This window comes from Flammeovirgaceae bacterium SG7u.111 (genome assembly GCA_034044135.1).
In the GTDB taxonomy this organism is placed as follows: Bacteria; Bacteroidota; Bacteroidia; order Cytophagales; family Flammeovirgaceae.
Genome location: CP139021.1, coordinates 5,828,001 through 5,852,779, shown reverse-complemented (window position 1 = coordinate 5,852,779; position 24,779 = coordinate 5,828,001). Strand labels below are relative to the sequence as shown.

General features: G+C 41.5%; 18 protein-coding genes. 6 read left to right on the top strand and 12 right to left on the bottom strand.

Features of this window, described 5'->3' with window-relative positions:
• Window positions 1–173: 173 nt before the first annotated feature.
• Both R9C00_22720 and R9C00_22715 read right to left on the bottom strand, forming a co-directional pair.
• Window positions 174–2,366 carry a radical SAM protein gene (locus R9C00_22720; protein ID WPO34518.1) on the bottom strand — a complete coding sequence of 731 codons (2,193 nt, stop codon included), beginning with the start codon at window positions 2,364–2,366 and terminating at the stop codon, window positions 174–176.
• A gap of 222 nt (window positions 2,367–2,588) precedes the next feature.
• Window positions 2,589–3,134 (bottom strand): DUF2062 domain-containing protein, encoded by a 546-nt coding sequence (locus R9C00_22715; GenBank protein ID WPO34517.1) that lies wholly within the window; start codon window positions 3,132–3,134, stop codon window positions 2,589–2,591.
• Window positions 3,135–3,768: 634 nt separating this feature from the next.
• On the opposite strand from R9C00_22715, the gene R9C00_22710 reads away from it, so the two are divergent.
• On the top strand, window positions 3,769–6,177 hold the full coding sequence (locus R9C00_22710) for a heavy metal translocating P-type ATPase metal-binding domain-containing protein (protein WPO34516.1): 2,409 nt from the start codon (window positions 3,769–3,771) through the stop codon (window positions 6,175–6,177).
• On the opposite strand, the gene R9C00_22705 is transcribed toward R9C00_22710, so the two are convergent.
• From R9C00_22705 to R9C00_22690, 4 genes are all read right to left on the bottom strand, one after another.
• The gene (locus R9C00_22705) at window positions 6,167–6,709 is read right to left on the bottom strand and encodes a hypothetical protein (GenBank protein ID WPO34515.1); all 543 of its coding nucleotides are present in this window, start codon (window positions 6,707–6,709) and stop codon (window positions 6,167–6,169) included. The two genes, R9C00_22710 and R9C00_22705, sit on opposite strands and share 11 nt — an antisense overlap.
• 353 nt (window positions 6,710–7,062) lie before the next feature.
• Complete coding sequence (locus R9C00_22700) at window positions 7,063–8,502, bottom strand: hypothetical protein (GenBank protein ID WPO34514.1); 1,440 nt, start codon at window positions 8,500–8,502, stop codon at window positions 7,063–7,065.
• 49 nt (window positions 8,503–8,551) lie between these two features.
• The gene (locus tag R9C00_22695; protein WPO34513.1) at window positions 8,552–11,383 is read right to left on the bottom strand and encodes a TonB-dependent receptor; all 2,832 of its coding nucleotides are present in this window, start codon (window positions 11,381–11,383) and stop codon (window positions 8,552–8,554) included.
• Between the two features lie 482 nt (window positions 11,384–11,865).
• The gene (locus R9C00_22690) at window positions 11,866–12,375 is read right to left on the bottom strand and encodes a DUF4199 domain-containing protein (GenBank protein ID WPO34512.1); all 510 of its coding nucleotides are present in this window, start codon (window positions 12,373–12,375) and stop codon (window positions 11,866–11,868) included.
• Between the two features lie 223 nt (window positions 12,376–12,598).
• Here R9C00_22690 and R9C00_22685 point away from each other — a divergent pair, with 223 nt between their 5' ends.
• From R9C00_22685 to R9C00_22670, 4 genes are all read left to right on the top strand, one after another.
• Window positions 12,599–13,168, top strand: a complete 570-nt coding sequence (locus R9C00_22685; protein WPO34511.1) for a Crp/Fnr family transcriptional regulator — start codon at window positions 12,599–12,601, stop codon at window positions 13,166–13,168.
• A gap of 467 nt (window positions 13,169–13,635) precedes the next feature.
• Window positions 13,636–16,020 (top strand): TonB-dependent receptor, encoded by a 2,385-nt coding sequence (locus tag R9C00_22680; protein ID WPO34510.1) that lies wholly within the window; start codon window positions 13,636–13,638, stop codon window positions 16,018–16,020.
• A 116-nt stretch (window positions 16,021–16,136) separates the two neighbouring features.
• Window positions 16,137–16,391 (top strand): type II toxin-antitoxin system prevent-host-death family antitoxin, encoded by a 255-nt coding sequence (locus R9C00_22675; protein ID WPO34509.1) that lies wholly within the window; start codon window positions 16,137–16,139, stop codon window positions 16,389–16,391.
• Window position 16,392: 1 nt separating this feature from the next.
• Window positions 16,393–16,650 (top strand): Txe/YoeB family addiction module toxin, encoded by a 258-nt coding sequence (locus R9C00_22670; protein ID WPO34508.1) that lies wholly within the window; start codon window positions 16,393–16,395, stop codon window positions 16,648–16,650.
• A 169-nt stretch (window positions 16,651–16,819) separates the two neighbouring features.
• Here the strand turns inward: R9C00_22670 and R9C00_22665 are convergent, their stop codons facing one another.
• The 4 genes from R9C00_22665 to R9C00_22650 form a co-directional block, all read right to left on the bottom strand.
• Window positions 16,820–17,338 carry a DinB family protein gene (locus R9C00_22665; protein WPO34507.1) on the bottom strand — a complete coding sequence of 173 codons (519 nt, stop codon included), beginning with the start codon at window positions 17,336–17,338 and terminating at the stop codon, window positions 16,820–16,822.
• Window positions 17,339–17,540: 202 nt separating this feature from the next.
• Window positions 17,541–18,251 carry a DUF2071 domain-containing protein gene (locus R9C00_22660; GenBank protein ID WPO34506.1) on the bottom strand — a complete coding sequence of 237 codons (711 nt, stop codon included), beginning with the start codon at window positions 18,249–18,251 and terminating at the stop codon, window positions 17,541–17,543.
• Between the two features lie 84 nt (window positions 18,252–18,335).
• Window positions 18,336–19,403: a VOC family protein gene (locus R9C00_22655; GenBank protein WPO34505.1), complete on the bottom strand. Its 1,068-nt coding sequence runs from the start codon at window positions 19,401–19,403 to the stop codon at window positions 18,336–18,338.
• Between the two features lie 70 nt (window positions 19,404–19,473).
• Window positions 19,474–20,265: an SDR family NAD(P)-dependent oxidoreductase gene (locus tag R9C00_22650; protein WPO34504.1), complete on the bottom strand. Its 792-nt coding sequence runs from the start codon at window positions 20,263–20,265 to the stop codon at window positions 19,474–19,476.
• Window positions 20,266–20,918: 653 nt separating this feature from the next.
• Between R9C00_22650 and R9C00_22645 the strand changes: the two genes are divergently transcribed.
• The gene (locus tag R9C00_22645; protein WPO34503.1) at window positions 20,919–22,004 is read left to right on the top strand and encodes an IS4 family transposase; all 1,086 of its coding nucleotides are present in this window, start codon (window positions 20,919–20,921) and stop codon (window positions 22,002–22,004) included.
• A 14-nt stretch (window positions 22,005–22,018) separates the two neighbouring features.
• Here R9C00_22645 and R9C00_22640 read toward each other — a convergent pair whose 3' ends face one another.
• The gene (locus tag R9C00_22640; GenBank protein ID WPO34502.1) at window positions 22,019–22,624 is read right to left on the bottom strand and encodes a hypothetical protein; all 606 of its coding nucleotides are present in this window, start codon (window positions 22,622–22,624) and stop codon (window positions 22,019–22,021) included.
• An 80-nt stretch (window positions 22,625–22,704) separates the two neighbouring features.
• Window positions 22,705–24,336 (bottom strand): sulfatase, encoded by a 1,632-nt coding sequence (locus R9C00_22635; GenBank protein WPO34501.1) that lies wholly within the window; start codon window positions 24,334–24,336, stop codon window positions 22,705–22,707.
• Between the last annotated feature and the right edge of the window lie 443 nt (window positions 24,337–24,779).

The following is a 24,779-nucleotide window of genomic DNA, read 5'->3' as shown; positions in this document are numbered from 1 at the left end:
CTGATATTTAATTTCATCATCCCATCCAAATATACGAGTCATCCTGAACTTGATTCAGGGTCTCTTGCTTACTGCATGCGGGAGGGAAATTCCCAGTCAAGCTGAGAATGACGGGTTTGGGGAGCGAGAGTTCAATCATTTTTCTCTAACCTGCAGTCTCCAACTTCTAACCTCTAAAGCACCAAAAGCCCCGCTTCCCGCAGCGTGTAAATCGGTTTGGAGTACCAGAAAGGTTCGAAATCTTCTTCGAGGGCAGCTTCAAAAGAATTTTTTAGGGTTTCAAAAGTGAGGAGTGTCCCTCCTGCAACGCTTGTTTTTTCCAGCATTTCCAGCAACCATTCGCCTTTTTCCTTTTCCACCGAAATGTTGAAGGAATCGGTTTTGGAATGGAAGTCGAGCTGGAGAACTTGCCACGAGTTTCCCCTTTTCGTTTTGGTGAATTCTTGCACCACAGGCTTTCCGCCTAGCCAAGCAATTTTCGCATTTGGTTTGAGGAGAAAATCCTCTTCGCTTTCTAGGCTATTTACAATAAAGTCCTTTTCCACCGTGGTTTTGGGGATGCGGAAGTCAAACCATTCCTGCAAAGGAAATTCAAAACAAACCTCATGCATGTAGTTGAATAGCGATTTTTTGAGTCCAAAGCTGAATTTGCCATGGTCTATTCCCGTCGAGTCCTCAAATTCCACGTCGTTGTTGGCGAAGCTGATTTCCTTTTCCTGCGGGATAATCCCGAAGTCGGAGGGGCTGATGCCCACAGGGCTGTGGGCGGTGAGGGCAAACTGGTGCCAAAATCCCGATTGCAAAATGCCGAGCTCGAACATCTGCCGCACCATTTCTAGGCTATCTACCGTTTCCTGCTCGGTTTGGGTGGGGTAGCCGTACATGAGGTAGGCGTGCGCCATAATCCCCGCCTTGGTAAAGTTGCGGGTCACTTGGGCGACTTGCTCCACGGTCACGCCCTTTTTTATCAGCGCAAGCAACCTGTCCGAAGCGACTTCTAGCCCACCCGAAACCGCTATACAGCCCGAGGTTTTGAGTAAGCGGCAAAGGTCTGCCGAAAAGTTTTTTTCGAAGCGGATGTTTGTCCACCAAGTGATGGTCAGTTTCCTGCGGATAATTTCCAAGGCAAAAGCCCGCATGAGCGCAGGCGGAGCGGCTTCGTCCACAAAATGGAAGCCCCGTTCCCCTGTTTGTTCTATCAGTTCTTCCACTCGGTCTGCCAAAATACCTGCGGCTATCGGTTCGTACAGGCGGATATAATCGAGTGAAACATCGCAAAAAGTGCATTTCCCCCAGTAGCAGCCGTGTGCCATGGTGAGTTTGAGCCATCGCCCATCGCTCCACAAGCTGTGCATAGGGTTGGCTATTTCTATCACCGAAATGTAGCGATCGAGCGGCAAATCCGAGTAATCGGGCGTGCCGACTTCGCTTTGCTTGTAGTCTGCTTTTTGGGAAGAATTGTGGTAAACGACTTCTTCATTTTCCAACAAAAACGTTCTTTTTAGCTCCTCTTTCCCAATTTCTTTTTTCACAAAAGCATGCAGCAGTTCTATGGGTAGCTCGCCATCGTCGAGGGTGATGAAATCGAAAAATTCAAACACTCGAGGGTCGGAAATGGAACGCAGTTCGGTGTTGGGGAAACCTCCGCCAAGGGAAATTTGGGTACTTGGAAAATGCTTTTTAATGAACTGCGCACAGCGAAAAGCACTGTATAAGTTTCCTGGGAAAGGGACGGACAAGCAAGCCAAGTTAGGCTGTTGTTCCTGCATGCTTTTTTCCAGCAGAGCCAAGGTAAGTTGGTCGATGTAGGTCGGGTCGCCTTGCAGGTACTCGTAAAGCTCATCGAAGGAATTGGCACTGCGCCCCAACCTTTCCGCATAGCGGCTAAACCCAAAGTTCTCGTCCACACATTCGATGATAAAATCGGAAAGATCTTCTAGGTACAAGGTGGCAAGATGCTTTGCCTTGTCCTGCATGCCCATGTTGCCAAAAGCCCATTCCATGTCTTCGAGTTGGGCAAAGCGGGAAGCTTGAGGCAAGAAGTTTTCGGAGCAAATTTGCCGAGCAAACGTCTGGTTTTCCCCTTGCAAAAAAGCAATCACTTCGTCTATGGTTTGGATGTATTCCCCCCTGAGGGCAAAAATCCGTTGGGCATTTTCAGAGGAGATGGTATTGTTCTTTTGGGCAAATTCAAAAAGAGAGGGCAGGGTTTTCGTAGAAAAAAGTGCCAAAATCACCTCAATTCCCAAGTCAAGCTGGAAGGAGCTGATATTTTTCGTGTTCAAAAAGCCTTTCAAATACGCCGTAGCAGGGTAGGGGGTGTTGAGTTGCGTGAAGGGAGGCGTAATAAGGAGAATATCTTTCAAAGTACTTTTTTGTGCCAAAGATAGGGTTTTAAACCAAAACAAAGGAAGTGGTTAAGTGTAATGTAAGCTGATTAGTTACCGGTTGCAGGTTTCTAGTTGCTGGTTTGATCTATTGAAGACAGGACAGACGTCATTGGGCTTGTGTATTTAGCCCCGCTAGGGGCGACCTGTTTGTAGCACAAGCTAGATTGCACAAAGCTCCATCGGAGCGAACCCATTGATTTAGGCAGCCAAGCTGCTAGCTGTGCTGAGAGGAGGTTCGGTATCGGAATTTGTTTTGGGTAGTGCTTTCTTGAAAAGGAATAAGGAAATATGGTAAGCAGAGAAGCCTACTGGGAAAGAAAAGATCAGCCAAGCTAAAATTCCACGCAAGTTAGCGAGCCAAAGGGTATTGATTGTGCCGAATAAGTCTTTTTCTAATTGCTCGAAAATTTGCCCTAGCGTGAAAGGGAAGGGTGCTGCATCGAACATGAAGTCGCCAAGGCTGATGAGCGGAATATACAGGGCAATTTGGATAGGATACATGAGGTAATTGACTAACTGGATGGTAGGCATATTGAGACGGAGGGTGATGGCCGCCAAGGCACTGAACACGGTAGTAAGCCCCAGAAAAGGGAAAAAACCAAGGGCGATCCCGATTGCGACCGAAAGAGCAAGTTTCTTTGGGGAAATGCCCTGTCGCAAGAATCCGATAATTGCTTGGATTCCTTTGTTGGAACTGATCCTATGGATGCCTTTGATGTTCAATGTTTCACTAGTTTTGAGCAAATAGTTAAAAAGAGGTTTTTGGAAAAAGTCAAAATGTTACAATTCTGACTTTTTTGACAGTGATCTAAAGTTTGCTTTTAATAAGCACATTTTCTTCTTCAACTATAGGAAAATAAAATGGGTTGAATGGTTGATGTTTTTATTAAAACATTTGAAAATAGCTTAAAAACTTACCTTTCTCAAATATTTTAACAATTGTTATTAAGACAATGCTAATTTGGGTTTAGACAATTAATGTTGGTTATTATTCTTGATTTATTGTTCCTACCTAAGGTTTTATTTCTTAGGAAAGTTTGTTTTTTCTCTTTAAAATACAATTTGGTACATGTAGGTTGCTTGTGTAGGCAAATAAGATTTGTGAACGTTCCCGATTACTGATATTAATCATCTTTTTAAAGGGAAATAGTCATGTGAGTATACCTTGGGGACATGTACCTTTGTCACATAATAATTCACTTTTACCTTTTCCTAGACCAGTAGATTAGTACACATATATTTTTTTAGAACCCCTTCAAGTCTCTTGAAGGGGATTTTTTTTGGATAGGGATTGTTTTGATTTATTCATAAAGTGCGGAGGTTTGGGTGTAAATTGCACTCAATAATTTGATTTTAATCTAAAAATTAAAGTAAAGGTTTGGCTAAACTGGCTGATATAGATCAAAAGCAGCAATGCTACCATTGTGGAGAAGATTGCGATTCGCATCCTGTAGAATTCGATAATCAGGTATTCTGCTGCGAGGGTTGCAAAACGGTGTACGAGATTTTGCAAGGGAATGATCTTTGCGAATATTATGACTTGGAGCAGAGCCCTGGAAAGCAGCAAAAAGATGCTTTTGGGGATAGGTTTGCCTACCTCGATAATGAAGAAATAAAGGCACAATTGCTTTCCTTCAGCAATGGGAGATTAGCTAAAGTGACTTTTTTTATTCCCAATATCCATTGCAGCTCCTGCATTTGGCTGCTCGAAAATTTGCATAAACTGAACCCGCACGTACGGCAGTCGGTAGTGAATTTTCCTAAAAAGCAGGCTACGCTGACCTACTCGGAAGAAGATATAAGCCTGCGACAGTTGGTGGAGCTGATGGCTAGGATTGGCTATGCACCTGAAATCAATTTAGCTTCGGGAAAAAAGGAAAAGCAACAGGCTTTCAACAAAAGCTTTTATATAAAATTAGGTGTTGCGGGTTTTTGCTTTGGGAATATCATGCTCCTTAGCTTGCCCGATTACCTCGATGCAGGTTATGACATTGACGAGGAGTTTCGCTCATTTTTTGGTTACCTCAACTTACTTTTGTCCTTACCCATCTTTTTCTATGCTGGCACCGACTATTTTGTTTCTGCTTGGAAAGGCTTAAAAGAGAAATATATCAATATAGATGTGCCCATTTCCTTAGGAATTATCACTCTGTTTTTCCGTAGTGCCTTCGAGATTTTGAGCGATACGGGGACAGGTTATATGGATTCTTTGGCAGGTCTGGTTTTCTTTCTTCTGATAGGGAAATGGTACCAACACAAAACCTACCAAGCCCTCTCTTTTGACCGAGATTATGAATCGTATTTTCCCATAGGCGTTACTCGGATTTTGGGAGCAAAAGAGGAAACAGTACCTATTAAGCAACTCCAAAAAGGCGATAGGATTCGCATAAGAAACCACGAGCTTATTCCTGCCGATGCAGTGTTGCTCAGAGGCGAAGGGAATATCGATTACAGTTTTGTGACGGGAGAGTCGGAGCCTATTTCGAGGAGAAGTGGCGATGTGCTTTATGCTGGGGGAAGGCAAATAGGAACGGGGATAGAGATAGAAATTACCAAAGCTGTGGAGGGAAGTTACCTTACCCAGCTCTGGGATCAGGATGTGTTTAAGAAAGAAAGTTCGTCAGCAATTTCCAATCTTGCCGCTACGGTCGGGAAATATTTTACCATTAGCATTTTACTCATTAGCTTGCTTACGGCGGTTTTTTGGTACTTTACCGATAGCAGCATGATCGTGAACACGGTTACTTCGGTGCTGATTGTTGCTTGCCCGTGTGCCTTGGCGCTCAGTATTCCGTTCACCTTTGGCAATAGTTTGAGGCTGTTGGGAAAAAACGGGCTATTCCTAAAAAATACGGAGGCTATTGAAAATTTATCGAAGATCAATACCATCGTTTTTGATAAAACGGGGACACTAACTGATAATCAGCAGCAAGAAATTACTTATGTGGGTTCGAAATTAAATGAGTTACAAATTGCCAAGATAAAAGCGGTTGTGGGTAATTCGGCTCATCCTTTGAGTCAAGCCTTGGCGAAGCATTTAGAAAGTAAAGTTCACTCACCCAAACTCGAAAGTTTTGAAGAAATTCCTTCCGAGGGGATTTTGGCTACAGTAGGAGGGGTGCAGTTTAAAGTAGGATCAGAGTTTTTCACCGAAAGTGAACCTGTTTCACAGCAAGGTAGCAAAGTATATGTATCGATAGATAGGAAGCCGAAAGGTTGCTTTGTGTTTAGCAATACGTATAGGAAAGGCTTTGAAGAGGTTATAAGCAAACTTTCGGGCGAATATAATTTGCACTTGCTTTCAGGAGATAATGATAAAGAACGGAAAAAACTCTCTGCTTTTTTTACCGAAAAAGACCAATTGAACTTTAACCAATCACCACAAGATAAGCTTGATTACATCAGCAAGTTGAAAAATAGAGGCGAGAAAGTGTTGATGGTAGGAGATGGGCTGAACGATGCTGGGGCTTTGAGAAACAGCGATGTTGGGATTTCCATCAGCGATGATGTTTATCATTTTTCCCCTGCCTGCGATGCCATTTTGGAAGCAGGTAAGTTTCATTTGCTAGATAAGTTTATCAGCTTTTCGGGCAGTAGCGTAAAGGTGGTGAAAATGAGCTATGTGCTCTCTTTTCTCTACAATATAGTTGGGTTGAGCTTTGCGGTAACGGGTGTTCTTACACCGTTGGTTTGCGCTATTCTTATGCCACTAAGTTCGGTTTCGGTAGTTGGTTTTGTAACCTTAGTGACGAATGTATATGGGAAGAAGATGAAGGTTATAAGCTAAAGAAAAATTGAAAACGAATAGCAGGGAAAAATGCTGGATATTTGGGTCGGTTTTGCTGTTCTGGAATATTTCCAAAAGACTCTCCGTAATCGTGGATTTTTGCCATTACGCCTATATCTACATTTATTCCATAAGGTCCATCACCATAAAAGCTTTTGCCAATAGAAGGGGTAACGTATACCATTTGGGTATTGTAAGTAGAGTTGTTGTCTCTCAGCATGGTGAGCTTTTGGGAAAAGTAGAATATGGGAGACTTGCTGTGGAATGTCGTCTTGCCAAAATGGTATTGATGTTCGAGTGTAATCGATGAACGCTTTCTTTCACTATTCCCCAAGTTAAAGAGCCCTCCGTAGCTCATTGCAATCTTATTTACAGGAGTGAGCTTGTACTTCATACCAGCATGGAGCAAGTCCAAATAACCCAGCCCAAAGGCTACTTCAAATTGCTCATCGCTAGTATAGCGTTGGGCTTGAGTAGTTTGGGTAACTACAAATAGTGATACCGAGAGGACAACAAGTATAATTCTTTTCATCTTAAGCACCTAAGGCTAAATTAAAAATGGTCTAAGTCTTTTTGAAGAGTCGCTTGCGTTTGTGTGCTAAGGTAGTAAGTTCTACTGGGAATGTTGGTGTTAGTGAATGGTTGAAGTGATTGTGATTGTGGGGTATTTTTGAATAGATTGGTTGGCTATTCAAAAGCTTGTTATGTTGTTTAACAAGGATATGACAAATAAGGTTGGCTTTTTAACAAATAAAAGTGAGAAGGTCCTTTTAGCCTTTGCCCAAACCCTCGGGAAAGCACTAGGCTTTTTGTTGGGTAAAAACGTAAAAAAATGGCTTCAGATTACCTTCTGAAGCCATTTTGATTCTGGGTCAGTTTTCTTGATCAGTTTGAAGGAGGAAAATCGTTGATAGGAGAATTTTCCAAAGGAACATACTTTATTGTACTTCCAAACTTAGCATTTATAGCCTCTATAAACTTATTGGCAACATAGGCTGAGCCTCTTGCATTAGGATGTACGCCATCAAGTGAAAACATTCCATAAGGCGGGGCAACATCAGCCGAAATAGTTACGTCATACTCCCGGGTTACACCAGCGCCAGCTAATTCTTTGAAGATATTGTAAATATCCACTAGGGCTACTTTTTCAGAATTTGCTGCTACTATTCCCGCTATAATCTGGTTTAGCTCAATTGTTCTTTCCGAAACTTTTGTGATTTCAGGCGATGTAAGTACGTACCTATCAGGAATGCCCTTTCCCTGCGCTAGCCAAATGGAAATAGAATCTTGGGGTACTGTCAATCCCACTAACTCTGTTGCATCTATATGGCGAATACTTGGCAAGCCCGGCACTTGTGGCAGGTCTTTGTCGTCTATCACAAAATTGTTAGGACCAGCTTGGAATGCTACTTTTGACCTTTTCATTTCTTCTGGCAAGCCAGGTGTTGAGTTATACAAATCAACTCCAGCATTGAAAGGGGCAAAGCCGTCGTTCAGTTGGTCTGCTGTAGCTTGATCCAATACCAAAGCATTGTAAGGCACCAATTTGAAAAAAGGAATATCAACTACATCTGGAATATTTGCCACTACACCATCTGCCCCTGTAGCTAGCAATGTTTGCATGGCAGCTCCATATTGTAATTGAAAAGCAGCAGGATCGGTAAAAATAGCATCGTTGGTAGCACCAGAAATGGCGTAGCCCAATACATCGTTACTTCCTAGCCAAAAGGTAAAGAACGATGGTTGCCTAGCTACAGCATCACCTATAATAGTGGAGGTGCCAGGAGCAGAAGCAAACCTTGCATATAAGGGGTTGTAAAGGGGCGAGTTAGGATTTCCCGTATCTGGCGTGAGTGCTTGGCCTAGCAAAATGCCAGGTACGCCAAAGTTGTTGAGCTTCGTTTTGTCTCCAGCATAGGCAGTTACTGCATCTCCAGGTATAATTGGCTCGGGAAGTGAGCTTGCGTTCAACTTTAACCTACCTAAAATTATCCCACCCGGGCCTAAGCCAAAATAGCCGTTTTCGGCGTTTATATCTGGCTGGTTGAACTCGGTAAGGGTATTTTCACTCAATTCCATCAATTGCTTAGAAAAAAGGTTGGGGAAAGAGTTGTTTTGCCCTCGGTCATAGAGAGCCCCGTCCATATAGCCAGCAGTAAGCGAGTTTCCTAATGAAACTACGGTGGTAAAATCTGCATTTCCCGGCGTGGCTGGCACATCTGGTGGTGGCGCAGGAACAGCTGGCGTATCTTTTAATAGATTGTCTTCGCAGGCTGTCAGAAATGAGATGACAGCGACAAATACTATATATATAAGTCTTTTCATTTTTCTATATTGAATTTTTTTAATGTGTAAAAGTCGGGTTGAGTAAAGCCTAGCGCATTGCTTCGTCGAAAGTAACAGAGATATAATACATCTGGCCTACAAAAGGTGCGCCTATACTGGTACGGTAATCTCCACCAAATAAATTACTTCCCCCAACCTTGATCATCGATTTGATACTTTTTATCCTGTAGCTAACTTGTGCGTCCACTACGTCATACGATGGCATGTTGCCTGCACCAAAAGTATTCCACCAGTAGAATTGTTGTTGCCAACGGTAGCTTACGTTGAACCCAAGGTTTTTTACCAAATCTCTATTAGCCAACGAGAGTGAGAACCTGTTTTCAGGAGTATTGAAATCAGGAATGAAGTCACTTCCTTCATCTTCGTTCAGTTTCATTTTAGCCCAGTTGTAGTTGCCATTGAAAGTAAAGCCTTTTGGCAATTTGTAGGTAACCCCTAGGCCTATACCCTGCGAGGTGATTTCTTCTTCTGCATTTATATAAGGGGCGAAAAGCGTACCTGCTGGCAAGGTTTGCCCTTGGTGTGTGCTAGGCTCTTTAGATGCCACCACTATCTGGTTCATAAAATCTTGGTACCAGTTATAGTAGTAGTTTACATCTACCATCACGTTGCCGTTGATAATGCTTTTGTAGCCAACTTCCCATACAGAAAGCTTCTCTGGCTGCACATAATCTAGGTTGAGCGTTTCGCCAGTTCGGGGGGAAATCGCACCTCCTTTGTAGATTCCATACCTACCCGCATTGCTTTCCGTACCACCAAGCAATATGCCTGAAGTAGAAGGGAAGTAGATAAATTGCGCTTGGGTATCGGGGTTACGGAAACCAGTTTGGAATGAAGTACGGAAGTGATGGTTGTCACCAGCACGCATTACCGCAGAAATTCTTGGTGTGATTTGCCCTTCAAAGTTCTCATTTTTATCGAAACGCAATGAACCTGTCAATTTCAGGCGATCTTCAATAAACTTTTTGGCTATTTGGGCATAAATACCAAATTCGTCGATGGCGATCCTTTCAAAGTTCTCCCCGTTTTCAGGGTCTTCGTTGAAGATAGTTCCTTCCGAAAGTAGCGAGTACCTCCTGAAGTTACCACCAACCATCAGTTCGGCCCAGTCTATTACATCGGCAAAGTTGTAATTACCTTCCACGTGGTAAGTTCTTGAGTTATCTATAAACCTAGCGCCAGGAGGGTTACGTTGGAAATAACGGTTTTCCCTCACATCTTTTACTACTTCATTAAACCTTGGAGAACCAGCTGGAGGAATACCAAAGCCACCTTCGGGTGGAGGTGGAGCATCTGCTGCCCCGCGAGCTATCCTATGCGCTTCTTCCTCAGAGTATATTTTTCCAGCAGGAACGCTAGGGTCTGCTTGATAGAGCAAGCCCAATCTTGCCAACCCATAGTAAATACCATAAGTAGGCGCCCACCTTGCTGCTGTTGGAGAAAATTCTTCGTTGGTAAAAGTGGCCAAAGCAGTCATGTTGTACGAATCACCAGCATCAGTTAAGGTAGCATATCCTCTTAGGAAATAGTTTTTCCCTTGTAACTCCGCTTTGTGGAACTGTTGGCTAAAGCCCCTAATGGCGTACTTCTCGCCACCTTGGTAGATAGAGCTACCCGAACCGTAGCGGTAGGTGTAGGACGCTTCAAGGTCGTCATTAATTTTGTAATGAATAGCCGCATCTGCTTTTATCGATTTTGCCTCGTAGGCATCTATAATGTCTTCTTCCCTCAGGCCAGTTCTTGTTACAGATATTGGATCAAGCGTTCTGAAACCATCGGCCAATGTTTTGCTGGCTGGTAAGCCAGGCAATAGCCCTGCTTCAGCCGCATCTGCTATGGAGGTGTTTATGGGGATGGTAATTTTAAATTCATCGCCATACATATTCAGTCCATCAAAGTCTGGCGTAATGCCTGGGTCGTTGCTCACAAATTGGTTAGGGTAGCGCCTGTCGGAAGCATAGTCGTTGCCTACCCAGTCCGTAGCATCCAACATCGAGAAATTCACTTTTACTGCTAGCTTATCGTTGAACACCTTCGCATAACGGATAGAGCCACTCCACATAGGGTTGGTTTCCCCTTGAGCATCAGAGCGGGTAACTCCCGACTTTACTTGGGCGCTAAGTCCTTGGTAGTCAAACGGGTTTTTGCTGGTCATGAACAAAATTCCATTGAAGGCATTTGGTCCGTAAAGAGCAGATGCGGCACCGGGTACAAGTTCTACCGACTCTAGGTCAAGCTCATCAATTCCAACTAAGTTACCGGTAGGGAAATTGAGCAAGGGAGCTGAATTATCAATCATATCTACCAACTGGACAAATCGGGTGTTGGCGTTGGTGGCAAAACCACGGGTATTTACCGAGGTAAAAGTCAAGCTACCCTTGTTTACTTGCACACCTTTCATATTGGCTATGGCATCGTAAAAGTCTGGGGTAGCAGTTTCTTGAATATCTAAGATTCCCATTTTCTCTACGGTAACGGGTGATTCCATGATGTTTTCTTCAATCCTAGAAGCAGAAACTACCACTTCTTGCCCCATAATAACAGAGGAAGCCAAACCCATATTTATCACTTGACTAGCAGAAGTAACTTCTACCTCTTGGTTGTCATACCCAATAGAAGAGAAGACGAGTGTAAAAGGAGGGCTTACTTTAGTTTGAAGCTTAAAATTTCCATCTATATCAGTAGTTGCGCCAATGGTCATTCCTTTAATGACGATGTTGGTGCCTACCATTGGTTCGCCCGTTTCCTTATCGGTGACCTTCCCTGTGATGGAAGTCTGGGCATACGCCGGAAGCATGAATAATATCATTGCCAGGCTGGCAACGATAGATTTGAAAAATGTGGAGTTATGGTTTCTCATATTTACTTTAAATTTGGATTATGTTAATTAAATAGATTGTAATTGAAGCTTGTCTTTTCACCAAGCCGTCATTTTTTAGTGATGTATATCACAGTTCCTACTCAGTGATTCCAAGTAAGTTGGTTGTGAATAAAAAAGTAGAACTGAGGTAGTTTTGACTGGGTTTAGTGAGTCAGCTTTTGCACGTATAACAGCACCAAATAAGTGAACTCACTTATCAGGTGGCTTATGTTGCGCAAATATTTTTTCAGACATTGTTCATTTAATGAAAGGTTATCTTTTCATCAATTTCAAACAAGTATGAACCAAGTCAATAATTTAAGGTAGATTTTTTAGTAGTACAAGAATAGTTTGGCTGACTTATTTAGCGCAAACACTGCTTGCCGATAATATAAAAAGTAACTGCTAATTAAAAATTTTTCAACAATTCAAACAAGCAAAATGAAATATTGTTTGACGTATATTTTAAAAAAGTACCTTCTTTAATTTTTAAAAATTAGCATAAATAAGAATGTTAGGAAGACACCAGTTAGTGACATGCTGGTAAAATGGTCTAGGGCAAGCTCGGATGGTGTTAGTTTTTGTAAATTATCATAAGTAGTTAAATAAGCATCTTCCCCCAGTTGCTCTACTATAAAATCTTTAGAAGCCACCAGAAGTTCAATAGATTCTTTGAGGTAGAGATCAAAAGCGCTTTGTCCAAAACTATTAAGGAATCCAAAAACCATCAACGTACAAGCTATTGCGGCTACGGCGGTTACTATAAATCCAAAACCAAGACCTTGGGTGGCACTTAGGCGGTTGTGGTTTTTCTTGTCGCGAAAGTGGCGGAGACCAAGTGCAAAAATGAGGGCATAGATACCTATATACATAAATTTGTATTGCCCAAAAGGGTTTTGCCCAAGAAGGTGGAGCAGGAGGAGGTAAATAAAAACCGAAAGGGCAGATAGCAGCCCAGTAATTGTAGCGTTTTGTACTATTCCTTTGTTCATTATACGGGTAAGGTCTTTTTTATTGCAAGTATAAATAAACTCATTGTGTTTTTTAGTTTTGAAATTTAATGGAAAGAGAGATTGTCGTTTTATTATTACTTGTTTGTAAGGAATTTGCCTTTCATCATAATTATGTAGACCCGACATAGAGTTGTTTCGTATGCATTATTGCCTGCTTTTTTAAGTTTGTGCAAACTGGTGTTGTAACTTGAAATTAAAACATATGGAGGAAATCCGTAAGTATTTTGATGGGCTGTATCAACTGGATGATGAAAACTGGGAATTGATAGGGAGCTGCTTCCAAAAGACGGTCTATAAGAAAGGAGAGGTTCTTCTTGCAGAAGGTGATGTTTGTGACTTTGTGGCTTTTGTTGAATCCGGTATTTTTAGGTTTTTCCACCTCAAGGAAGGAGATGAGAAAATTTCTGGATTTTTTTTCGAAAATGATATGATGAGCAATTATCCAAGTTTTACGAACAGAGAGCCTTCTACTTACTACATAGACTGCATGAAAGATGGGGCGGTATGGAAAATCAAAAAAGAAGACATGGTTAGGCTGTTTGAGGAAAGTCACCAACTAGAACGCTTAGGAAGGCTCATGGCGGAGCGCCTGTTTGCCATGATAGTGCGAAGGCTCGAAAGTTTTGTGTACGAAACTCCAGAGCAACGCTATCAAGCGTTGCTAGCTAAAGGCTCGAGGCTTATCCAAGAAATTCCACAATATATGCTGGCCTCGTATGTAGGCGTAAGTGCCGAAACGCTCAGCAGGATCCGGAAAAGAATTACGGTTTAGTACACTGTAAACTAAATAACCGAGTGCTTTAATGATGCTAATTATTTTGATTTTTAGACCCTGCTGACGGTTACTAGATGCTAGTTACGGGTTACTAGTTTCAACTAAGCAACAATCAATTACGGTAGCAAATCAACAATATGCTTTATTTAAAAAAAAACGAAAACTTAGTTTACAATGTATTTAGTTTTACTTTCTTGACGCGCGTCAATGAAATATACCTCCAAGCTTGCACATATTTGCAGAGTGATCACACCAAAGGGAAGAAGAATACAACCACCTGCTTCTCATAACTACAACCCCAACTAGCTACTGGTCGAATCCTTCGGTCGGGTATTGTTTTACCATTATGTCTTGAAAATACTTTCAGGTCTGTAGGTTCTTTATGATTAAAAACCAAGGTAACCCCGGTTTTTAAAGGATTACAGCCTGTATACTAACTCATTCATTAACCTATTTAAAACCTTATGAACGAAGTAAAAAAAATATTTTTGCTCTCAGTACTCCTATGTTTTTCCTTTAGTTCTTTTTCCCAATCTGTCCAGACTATTAGAGGGCAAATAACTGATAAAGATGCAAAATCGCCCATAATTGGAGCTACTGTAACGGTGGTAGGTAGCGATCCGCTCATAGGTGCGGCAACCGACCCAAATGGGTATTTTACCCTTAAAAATGTTCCTATTGGAAGGCAGGAGTTGAAAATAAGTGCGATTGGCTATGAGGAGATGATTGTGCCCAATATTTTGGTGCTTTCTGGGAAAGAAGCCCAAGTCAATCTGCAATTGGTGGAGAGTATTACCGAGCTGAGTGAAGTAGTGGTAACCGCTAACGATGGTGGCATTGATGATTTGAACAACGACTTGGCCGTGGTGAGCGCCCGTTCGTTTGACATGGAACAGACAGCAAGATTTGCCGGGGCAAGGAACGATCCTGCCCGAATGGCCACCAATTTTGCCGGAGTAAGCGGAGCAAACGATGCTCGTAACGATATCATTATCAGGGGAAACTCGCCCAACGGGGTGCTGTGGAGGCTAGAAGGAATTGATATACCAAGCCCCAACCACTTTTCATCTTTTGGCAGCACAGGTGGGCCTGTGAGCATGCTGAACTACAATTCTTTGGCAAAATCTGATTTTATGACGGCTGCGTTCCCTTCCGAATATGGCAATGCGCTGGCAGGTGTTTTTGACCTCCGAATGAAAAATGGAAATAATGGCAAGCGAGAGTTTTTGGGGCAAATAGGCTTCAACGGCTTCGAGTTTGGGGCGGAAGGGCCTTTTTCTTCAAAGTCTAAAGCCTCTTATTCTGTAAATTACCGCTATTCTACCCTTGGGGTGTTCAAAGCCTTGGGGATAAACTTTGGTACGGGATCAGCAGTACCTCAATACCAAGACCTCAATTTCAAAATCAACCTCCCGACCAAAAATGCAGGCACGTTCACCGTTTTCGGCTTGGGTGGGGATAGCAATATCGAGTTGCTAGGTAGTGAAGTGGATGTAGCTAGTGAAAAGGAAGACGATTTGTATGGCGATGAAAATATTGATATTTATAACAAAACAAAAACAGGTGTTTTTGGTGTTTCGCATACCTACTTTTTTACCCCAAATACTTCTTACAAACTTTCCGTAGCGGCTACACACCAGAAAGAGTCGGTGGAAATTGATTCGGTAAGTGTGGAAGATAGAAGCCAAATTATCCATAATACGAGCATCAATAATAGGCAAAATAAATATAGTGCGCACCTGATGTTTAGCCATAAGTTCAATGCGAAAGATAATCTTTTGGTTGGTTCGATAGTGGATATTTACGACATCAAATTTGTGGATAGCACGCTAACTGAGACGGGTTGGATTCCAATAAAACAAGGCGAGGGCTTTAGCACGCTTGTAAGGAGCTATGTGACTTGGCAACATAAGTTTTCGCAAAATATAGTCCTTAATACGGGTCTCCATCATCAATATTTTGACCTAAGCGGAAGCCAGGCACTAGAGCCTCGCCTTGGGCTTAGGATAAACCTAAACTCTAAACAATCGCTTAACGCTGGCTATGGATTGCACCATCAAGTACAGCCGTTGCCTACGTATTATACACTTTCCGAATTGGCGGATGGCTCGTTTGTCAGCTCTAATAAAGACATGGATTTTACCCAAAGCCACCATTTTGTCCTTGGCTACAACTACCAGCTATTCCCCGATTTCAGGATAAAAGCTGAAGCCTATTATCAAAAGCTCCAAAATGCACCGGTTGAGTCTTTCCCTAGCTCTTTTTCCATGCTCAATGCTGGAGATAATTTCGGTACGCCCGACAAAGGTTTTTTAGTGAACGAGGGAAAAGGGACGAACTATGGACTAGAACTAACATTGGAAAAGGTATTTAGCAAGCAATACTACTTTTTAGCAACTACTTCTCTGTTTAATTCTAAGTACGAGGGGAGTGACGGGATAGAAAGAAATACGGCTTTTAATGGGAATTATGTGGTGAATGTGTTGGGTGGAAAAGAGTGGAATTTGGGAAGTAAGAACAAGGTGTTGGCGGTGGATTTGAAACTGACTAGCGCTGGGGGCCGTTACTACACGCCAATAGATCTTGAAAAATCTATTGAGACAGGGCAGGAAGAAAGGCTTGAAGAGCTGGCGTACTCGGAAAGGTATAGTGATTATTTCCGAACCGATCTGAAAATTACTTATCGGGTGAATAAGAAGAAAACTACCCAAGAGTTTGCCATCGATATCCAAAACGTTACGAACAGGAAAAACGAGTACAGGCACACATTTAATGCTCGTTCCAATTCGATAGTGACACAATACCAAATGGGGCTATTCCCCATTCCACAGTTTAGGATTTTGTTTTAGGCTGCAAACAAACCGACGACGTCGTTTCAAACGACGTCGTCGGTTTTTACCATATATAAAACTTGACTTGTATTAATAATGTACATATATTTGTACATCATTAGATACAAAAAAATATGCTGACCACAACTGTTTCAGATTTCAGAAAAGATATCAAATCCTATTTAGACAAAGTTGCAAAGAACTTTGAAACCTTGATTATCAATCGAGGGAAAGAGTCTGGTATTGTAGTAATGTCTTTGGAAGAATACAACTCCCTCATGGCTACTAGTCATGAATTATCGTCCCGAAAAAATGAAATGAGGCTAGATTCCGCTATTGAAAAACTAAAAGCTGGAAAGGGTGTTTCAAAAGGCTTAATCGAGGAATAAGATGAGGTATGTTTTTGTGGATGAGTCTTGGGAAGATTATTTGTATTGGCAAAAAACAGATAAAAAGAAGCTAAAGAAAATCAACGAATTGCTAAAAGATATTGCCCGAAACCCATTTGACGGGATAGGCAAACCTGAGCCATTAAAACACAAATATTCAGGATTTTGGTCGAGAAGAATTGATAGTGAACATAGGCTCATTTATAAATACCAAGAAGATGAAATCTTAATTGCAAAGTGTAGGTTTCACTACGATTAAGTACCTGCCCAAAAGAAATCAATTAATGCCTAGGGCTGTGGTGGGGACGCCTCTTAGATTCTAGTCTCATAGCCGTTGTTCCAAAAAGTGGACAAACCACGGGTTTTTATTGTATGGTAATATTTGTCCACGTACTCAATTTTTTGCGACATTCCCCATCGCGCAGCCATCACCCCACCTTATTTTTAGCATTCAAATCCAGACCAGCATAAAAGCCTAGGTCTTTGTCTTTGAGGAGTTTTACCCAAAAGGCGATTTGCCCGCTGTGATAGGAGAAATGTTCAACTACGTGAAGGATATTTCCCAAGCTGGAAAACTCGTAGCCTTGCACCGAGCGCATTTTCAATAAGGTTTCTTCATCCATTGTGCTTATTACCTCCGAAGCTTCCCGTACTGTTGTCGAAAGCTTGGCGAGCAGTTCGGCTTTGCTCCAACCCCCTTTGGCTTCAAACTCCTTGTTCCTTTCTCGCAAATCTTCTTTTTCACCAAGGGAGGAAATAATGTATTGTGTCACGTTTCCACACAGGTGGACTATCAGGTTTCCCACGCTGTTCGATGATTCGTTTGGTCGCTTCCAAATTTCCTCTTCGCTCAGTTCTGCCACACATTTTTCAATTTTCCCAAGGTTTTCTTTCAGTCTAAAAATAGATTGTTCTACAAATTCACTGACGAGGGTAGGGGATTTCATAGGTCAATGTTTTAAGTTTTAATGGTAAGTCAAATTAGTAAGTATTTTGGTTATCTACTAACGCTTCTGATTGGGTTGCTTGTTATCCTTTAATTTCAGGTTGTATCGATTTTTATTTTTCATCCAGCAACTAGGAACAAGTAACCAGCAACCAGTACGTCATAAGCAAAGAACAAGGAAGTTGTTATTGCGAAACCTCAGATCATCTTAACACCTGTTTCCCTTCCACCGTAATTTCCGATCCCTCGGCAAGCATGACGGAAACCGGGCTTATTTGGTTGAGGAAGTTAAATTCTTGTCCGTAGGTCAGGGCAAAATCTACTTCTACTTCGTAAGATTGTACATCGTATTTCAGCCATTTGGGATGGGTTACTTCGTATTCGTTGCTTTTTTGTTCGCCTACTTTTGCATAACCCCAGTAGTGCTCTGTAATGAATTCGGACTCGCTACCGAGTGGCATTTCCGTAGCTTCTGAGTCTGCCGTTACCTTAAATCGTTGCCAGTTTCCCTTGCATTTCCACAGGTATTCCACTTCTCTTGCCTCCTGAGTTTCCTCCCAGCGGTGCAACATGGGCATGGTCTCGTAATGCTCTTTGTACACCGTATTTGCCACAAAAGTAAGGGCAGGTTTGGGCACAATTTCTTTGATGAACACCACGCCTCTGCGCCATTCTCCATCTACTTTCCTTCGCACATAAAACCGCAGGTTCACCTCTTCAAAATTGACATGGAAAGGGATTTTGACCCCAAGGAGTTTGGTGTTGAGGAACATGAAACCGACCAAACTCACATAGCAGGTACCATTCCACAAATCTAGCTCCGTGCCGTAGGGAACATGTGGTTTCAGCACAGAAGGATCAACTTCATAATTCGCAATCGCTAATTTTCGCCATTCGGCTTTGAGGAAGGACATCTTGCGCAGTTAAGTTAGTATATCGGGAAATTATTAAGGTTAACTAAAAAGCCAACCTTTCGGTTGGCTTACTCTATTAAGTATCTACCCTTTTACCCTCATAAACTCAAACATGCTAAACATCCATCTGGGTAGAGGTTTCTCTCCACGTTTTACCAAATCGAGGTTCCAGCCCATTTTTTTGAGTAATGGGATTTTGTGGGTTTCTACAAATTCGATCAGTGTTCCTTCAGGGGCTTGAATATAGGCGAAGTTGCCAGCTGCCTCACCCATGTCAAAAGTATCCATGGCTTTTGCGCTATCTACGGTAAATGGGAAGCCTTTCTCTTTCACCTCTTTTCTCAATTCGTCCATGCCGTTGATGTCGAAGCAGAGATGGATAAAACCCGGATCGCCCCAAATCCGCCCTTCATAAATATCGCGAGCTTCGCGGTCTTGCACTTGCACCAATTCAATTTGGCTGGGGCCAAACATAGGACTGAACGAACCGTTGCGAGATTCCGAATGCTCTAAGAGCATCCTTCTGTACTTATTTTGGCTTCCGGGAACGCCAGACCAATCATCGAACGAGCCATCTTTATCGTAAACAATAGTATCATAACCCAAAATATCTTTATAGACTTTTAGGCTTTCCTCCATATTTTTAACCCCAATCACAACGCCATAGACGCCTCCATTTACAAGGTTTTTTCTATTTTTCAATATATAGGCATCATACACAACTTCCCAAATGTTTCCGTAGCTATCTTTCAAATAAAAATGCTCGTTGCCGGAAGGGTCTTTAACTATTGGGGTAAGAAGATCAATCTTTAATTCCTGAAATTGTGCATAGGCTTTTTGTAAGTCTGCTGATTTCAACTTACCTATACAGATTCCTAAATCTCCAATTTGTAAATCGAATTTTGGTAATTCAGGGGTTTTTGCGGTATGTTGCCATATTTCAAATCCGCCACCGCCTTGCATATTCAGAGCTAAAATTGCGTGGCGTTCTCTTGTTTCCCCAGCAGTATGAGGTAACATTAGTTCTGCAACTGCTGCTTCTTCAAACATTTTCACATCCATGCCAAAATGTTTCCTATACCAATCAAAGCCCTCTTTTACATCGATAACTCCTACGCCGAGTTGTTGGATACCATTAATTCTTTTCGCCATTTTGTTTGTCATTTGTTCTTCTATTTTCTTTGAGTTTCCCCACCTAATCTATGAAGTTGCCTAAAGTTATTTATAATGGATTAATTGTCCTTGCTAATTTATAATGTAATGCGGGTAAATACCTCTTGATTTTTAACATGATCAATTCCCCAGCACCTACTGGTATCTCTTTTCTATCACGCTTTAGTCCACGAATTATTTGTTTGGCAGCTTTTTCTGCAGAAATGCCATTGGCTTGGCCGGCATCCAATTCACCATGTTCTTTTCCGTCTTTGGTTAGGGCAAATTTCGAAATGTTTGTTTGAATCCGCCCGCCCATAAGCATGGAAACTCGGATGCCATTTTTATAATTTTCTGCCAATAGGCTTTCGAAGAATCCATGTAAAGCATGTTTGGAAGCTGCATAAGCGGAGCGGTAGGGAAAGCCAAACCTTCCAACCAAACTTGAGGCTACGGCAAATTGTCCTCCACCATTTTTTAACATGTGCGGCAATACGGCTTTGGCTAAAGCGACTACACCAAAAAAGTTGATCTCCATGATCTTTCGATCATTTTCCAAAGGGGTTTCAGATACAAAAGATCGCTGGCTAATTCCTGCAAACTGGTAAAGCCCGGCAATTTTTTCATCTGCCAACACTTTTTCAGCTACAGCAAAAATCGCTTCTGTATCTGACATATCGAGAGGTTCTATCCTTACTTCACTTCCCAGTTGTCTAATGCTTTCGGCAGTATCTTCTAGCCCATTCACATCACGGCTCGAAATAATTAACCGTGTGTCATATTTTGCTAACTCTATGGCTGTTGCTTTCCCCATTCCTGACGATGCGCCAGTAAGCCAAAAAGTTTTCCCTGTAAAATTCATCCGCCATCAATGTTTAATTATTAACCTACTCGCAAATTAACAATTACCTCCAAAGAGTTTGGCACACCTAGCCTGAATTTGCTTAACAAACCCTACTTATCTAAAAAAACAAGTTGTTATTGGCACGACGCCTGAATTTTGTATTGGAATGAGGTTTTCCGAGGTAGGGTTTTGCAATGATGTTGAGTTGACTTAGCACGGTCATCCTGACCGTTTTTAATTGATTGTCGAGCTGGAAGCTCGACCTACTGACTTATAAAAAATAACCCCTCCTAAGCTTCTAGCTAAAAGGGGATTGTTTACTTCAAAGTCTCTGGTTAAAAGCCTAAGCCTGTTGTGGGAAGGAAAAGTTACACAGACCGAAACAAAATAGTATATTACGATACACCCTCAATGTTGCAGGTGAGCCACAGGCAACGAGAAGTTTAATTGTTGGCGGTTGGTGAAATCACCAACCCTCTTAAACAAAAGACTATATCACGGTTTGATTTGTATAGTTTTTTTGATTTACTCCAATTATATAAAATCACCCATGTGGCAAACTGTGATACAGTCTAAAGAATTACAAGAAATATTTTCTGAGTACATGACAAAAATAAAAGGCAAGCCATCAAAAGGTTATTTTTGAGTTGCGAGACAAAAAAACAACCTAGATGACAAGCCTGTATAAAAGTAAAGAATTGCAATTGATTTTGCAGCAAGAGTTGGGAGGAAATAAAGCCAGAATAACGTTGTTGAGTTATTTAATCATATCGGTTTTGAAAGTAAGGAGCGTGAATTTCAAACGATTGGCGACAGGATATGATAATGGGGTTCTTCTATCATCAAAACTTCGTAGAGTCCAGCGGTTCTTCAGCCAATTCACCTTTGCAGAAGCCCTTTATTGTAAGCTGATAATGAAAACCTTACCAATAGAAGGTAAATATGAATTAAGCCTGGACCGGACAAATTGGAAGCTGGGACAGCTCAACATCAACATTTTGTTCTTATCAGTAATTTATAAAGGAGTAGGCCTGCCCGTATTTTGGTGCACATTGGGAAATAAGCGGGGCAATTCCTCTCAAAAAGAGCGAAAAGACCTACTCAATCGTTTTATGCTCAACTTTGGAGATGATAAGATTGCCTATTTGACAGCTGATAGAGAGTTTGTTGGCCAAGATTGGTTGGCGTATTTGACGAGCCATCAAATCCGTTATTTTATCAGGGTCCGCAATAATATGCATATTACTTTGGCGGAAGGCAAAACGGTGAAAGCTTATTGGTTATTAATGGCTCAACGGCTAAACCGAGTATATTTTCACCCTAAAATTGTTTATCTCAATGATACGTTGGGCTATTTCTCAGGTATTAAATATGTTGGTCAAAATGGAAAAATTGATTACCTGATATTGGTTTCCTATAACCAAGAAGACTTAAGCCTAGACATCTATAAAAACCGTTGGCAGATAGAAACTATGTTCAGGGCTTTCAAGTCGGCTGGTTTTAATTTGGAAGATACCCATATTACTGATTATGAAAGATTAGACACCCTGATAAAAGTCATTTCCATTGCTTTTGTTTGGTCTTACAGCGTAGGCATTTACCTTAATGATTGTGTCAAAAAAATAGCAATTAAAAACCACGGCAGGAGGGCCGTAAGCTTCTTTACTTACGGGCTTGATTTCCTTACCAATGCTTTTATCAATACAATTAGAAACGACATCAAAATCGCTTTTAAGATTTTTTTGTCATGTACTTAGAAATATTTTAATAATTAACTAATATAGGATGTATCTAACTTTGACTCATGTGTCACCTCAGTAAATTCCTCAATAATTCTATATTCTTTTCCAGTTGCAGTTGAAAGCACTTCCGCAAGCTCTTCCATTTCTTTGAAAGAATCATCAATAGCAGCATAAATACTCCACCTTCTAGGTGATTCAAAAATTGCTTTTGAAAGCTCTCTTTTTTTGTTGAACAAGTTCAATTGTATATAATAATTCACATATTTATTTCCCCTCTCTATTCTTCCTTGTAGCACAATTTCATCTACCCCATATATAGGTTCCATTAGTCCATGAATATTTTTAATTGATATCTGTTGGTTTTCAATTTCTAATTGCCACCTAGAATAAATAACAATTTCCCTAACGTACATAATAACGCCAAAAAGCCCTAAAAGCAAGAAAAACAAGCCCAATGATAACAAAAACACCTTATCCTCTGAATCTTCGTCAAAAACAGACTTTAAATACATGAATAAACCTATTGAAGAAACCATCAAACTGAATATCAACATTATCAACTTCTGTATAATATTTACATACTTCTTTTTGTACTTCACAATTACCTTCTTCCCAACTTGTTGATAACTAAACATTGCGTTTTAATTTATTTATAAAACGAAACCCTCCCAAATCTATATATTGGGAGGGTTAAATCTAATTGAAGGAAATTTCGCTACCCTTTCTTCTGGGCTTGTTTTTTCTTCCTTTTCTCAATATGGTCGAGGTAGGCTTTTAAGAATTTTTGGTCGTTCTCGTCGGAGTCGCCGTATTTTTCCCTCATTTCTACCAAGCGTTTGTGCATCATTTCTTGCACATCGGCATAGGCGGGGTCGTCATACACATTTTTCATTTCCGAAGGGTCTTCTTGCAAATCGTAAAGCTCCCATTCGTCTATGTCGTAATAAAAATGTATGAGCTTGTAGCGGTCGGTTGCTACGCCGTAGTGCCTTTTTACCATATGAACCGAAGGATATTCGTAGTAGGTGTAGTAAATGGCATCTCTCCACTCGCTCGCTTTTCCTTCTACCAAGTCTTTCATCGATTCTCCTTGCATATCGGTAGGAATCTCCACGCCAGCATATTCCAAGAAAGTAGGGGCAAAGTCAAGGTTTTGAACCAGCTTGTCGATCTTCGTTCCCGCCTTCACCGCTTTTGGGTAGCGGATAATGAGCGGGGTACGGAACGATTCTTCGTACATGAATCGTTTATCGAACCAGCCGTGCTCGCCTAGGTAGAAGCCTTGGTCGGAAGTATAAACTACGATGGTATTTTCCGTCAGCCCGTTGGCATCGAGGTAATCAAGTACCTCGCCCACGCCGTCGTCTACCGACTGGATGGTACGCAAATAATCTTTGATGTAGCGGTTGAATTTCCAAACACCCAACTCTTCGCCTTCCAGTTTTGCATCTAAAAACGTCTTGTTTTTTGGCTCGTAAGCGGCATCCCACTGTTCCAATTGGCTTTCGCTAAAGCGTTTAAGTTCTCCATTAATTTCGGTTTCATTGCCATCTGGGTCAACTTTCAGCTTGAAATCATGTCCCCAGCGTGCGTGGCCATCAACCTGCATTTCCTGCTCTTGGGCAGCAGTGCCCATGGTTGAGTAATCGCTTACATAATTGGCAGGTGGAGTAAACGTAGTGTCATCGAAAAGTGTGAGATATTTTGGAGCAGGTTTCCAGTTTCTATGCGGAGCTTTGTGGTGATAGAGTAGGCAAAATGGCTTTTCCTCGTCTCTCGATTCCTTCAGCCATTTGAGTGCCTCTTCGGTGATGATATCAGAACAATAGCCTTCAAACCTTTTTTTCTCTCCATCTACCAAAAAATCGGGGTTGTAATAATGTCCTTGTCCGGGAAGTACCATCGAGTAATCAAAACCTTGTGGCAAGCCATCGAGGTGAATTTTGCCGATCATGGCTGTTTGATAGCCTGCTTTTTGGAGCAGTTTGGGGAAGTTGTCTTGGTCCCAGTTGAATGGCTGGACATTATCTACTTTGCCATTGATGAAACTATGCTTGCCCGTGAGCATTACGGCACGGCTAGGCGCACAAATTGAGTTGGTGACGCAAGCACGGGTAAAAAGAGCCCCTTCATCTGCTAGCCTGTCAATGTTAGGAGTGTTGTTTAGTCCATAGCCATAAGCGCTGATGGCTTGGTAGGCATGGTCATCGCTCATGATGAAGACGATGTTTGGGGGCTTAGGAGTTTCTTCTTTTACCTCTTCCTCTTGCTTAGTACAAGAAAGAGTGAATGCGGTTAGCATACTCAAAAGTAGCGATTTTACTATCAGGGAGCTTTTCGTTTTCATGTTGGGTCTTTTGTGATAAAAAATACTTGATCTAAGAAGCTGTTTGGAAACATAACTTCAAATTTATTATAGCTTCTTTCGGTGCATAATTTTGTTAAAATCTCCGCAGATAGATCCACTATCTTTGTCGATTTTTCCTCATTCTGCATCCAAAATAAGCTATAACCATTTTTAAATTTAGTTTCAAAACAGCTTCTAAGTAAGCCCAAACAAAAGTAGATTGCAAGTTTTGATAGGGGAAAGTAACTATCTAAAGTTACCAGCCATTTCCTAACCTATATTTGAGGGTAATAGACCAGTTGGGCATCATTGTGTTATGTGTGTAAGACATCCAACCTGCCCTTCCTCCAATTATCAGATTTTCTTCAATCCAAATGTCCAAGTTTACAGCGGCTACGTAGCCTATTTCAAGACCTTCTTTTTCGGTATAATTTACACCTATA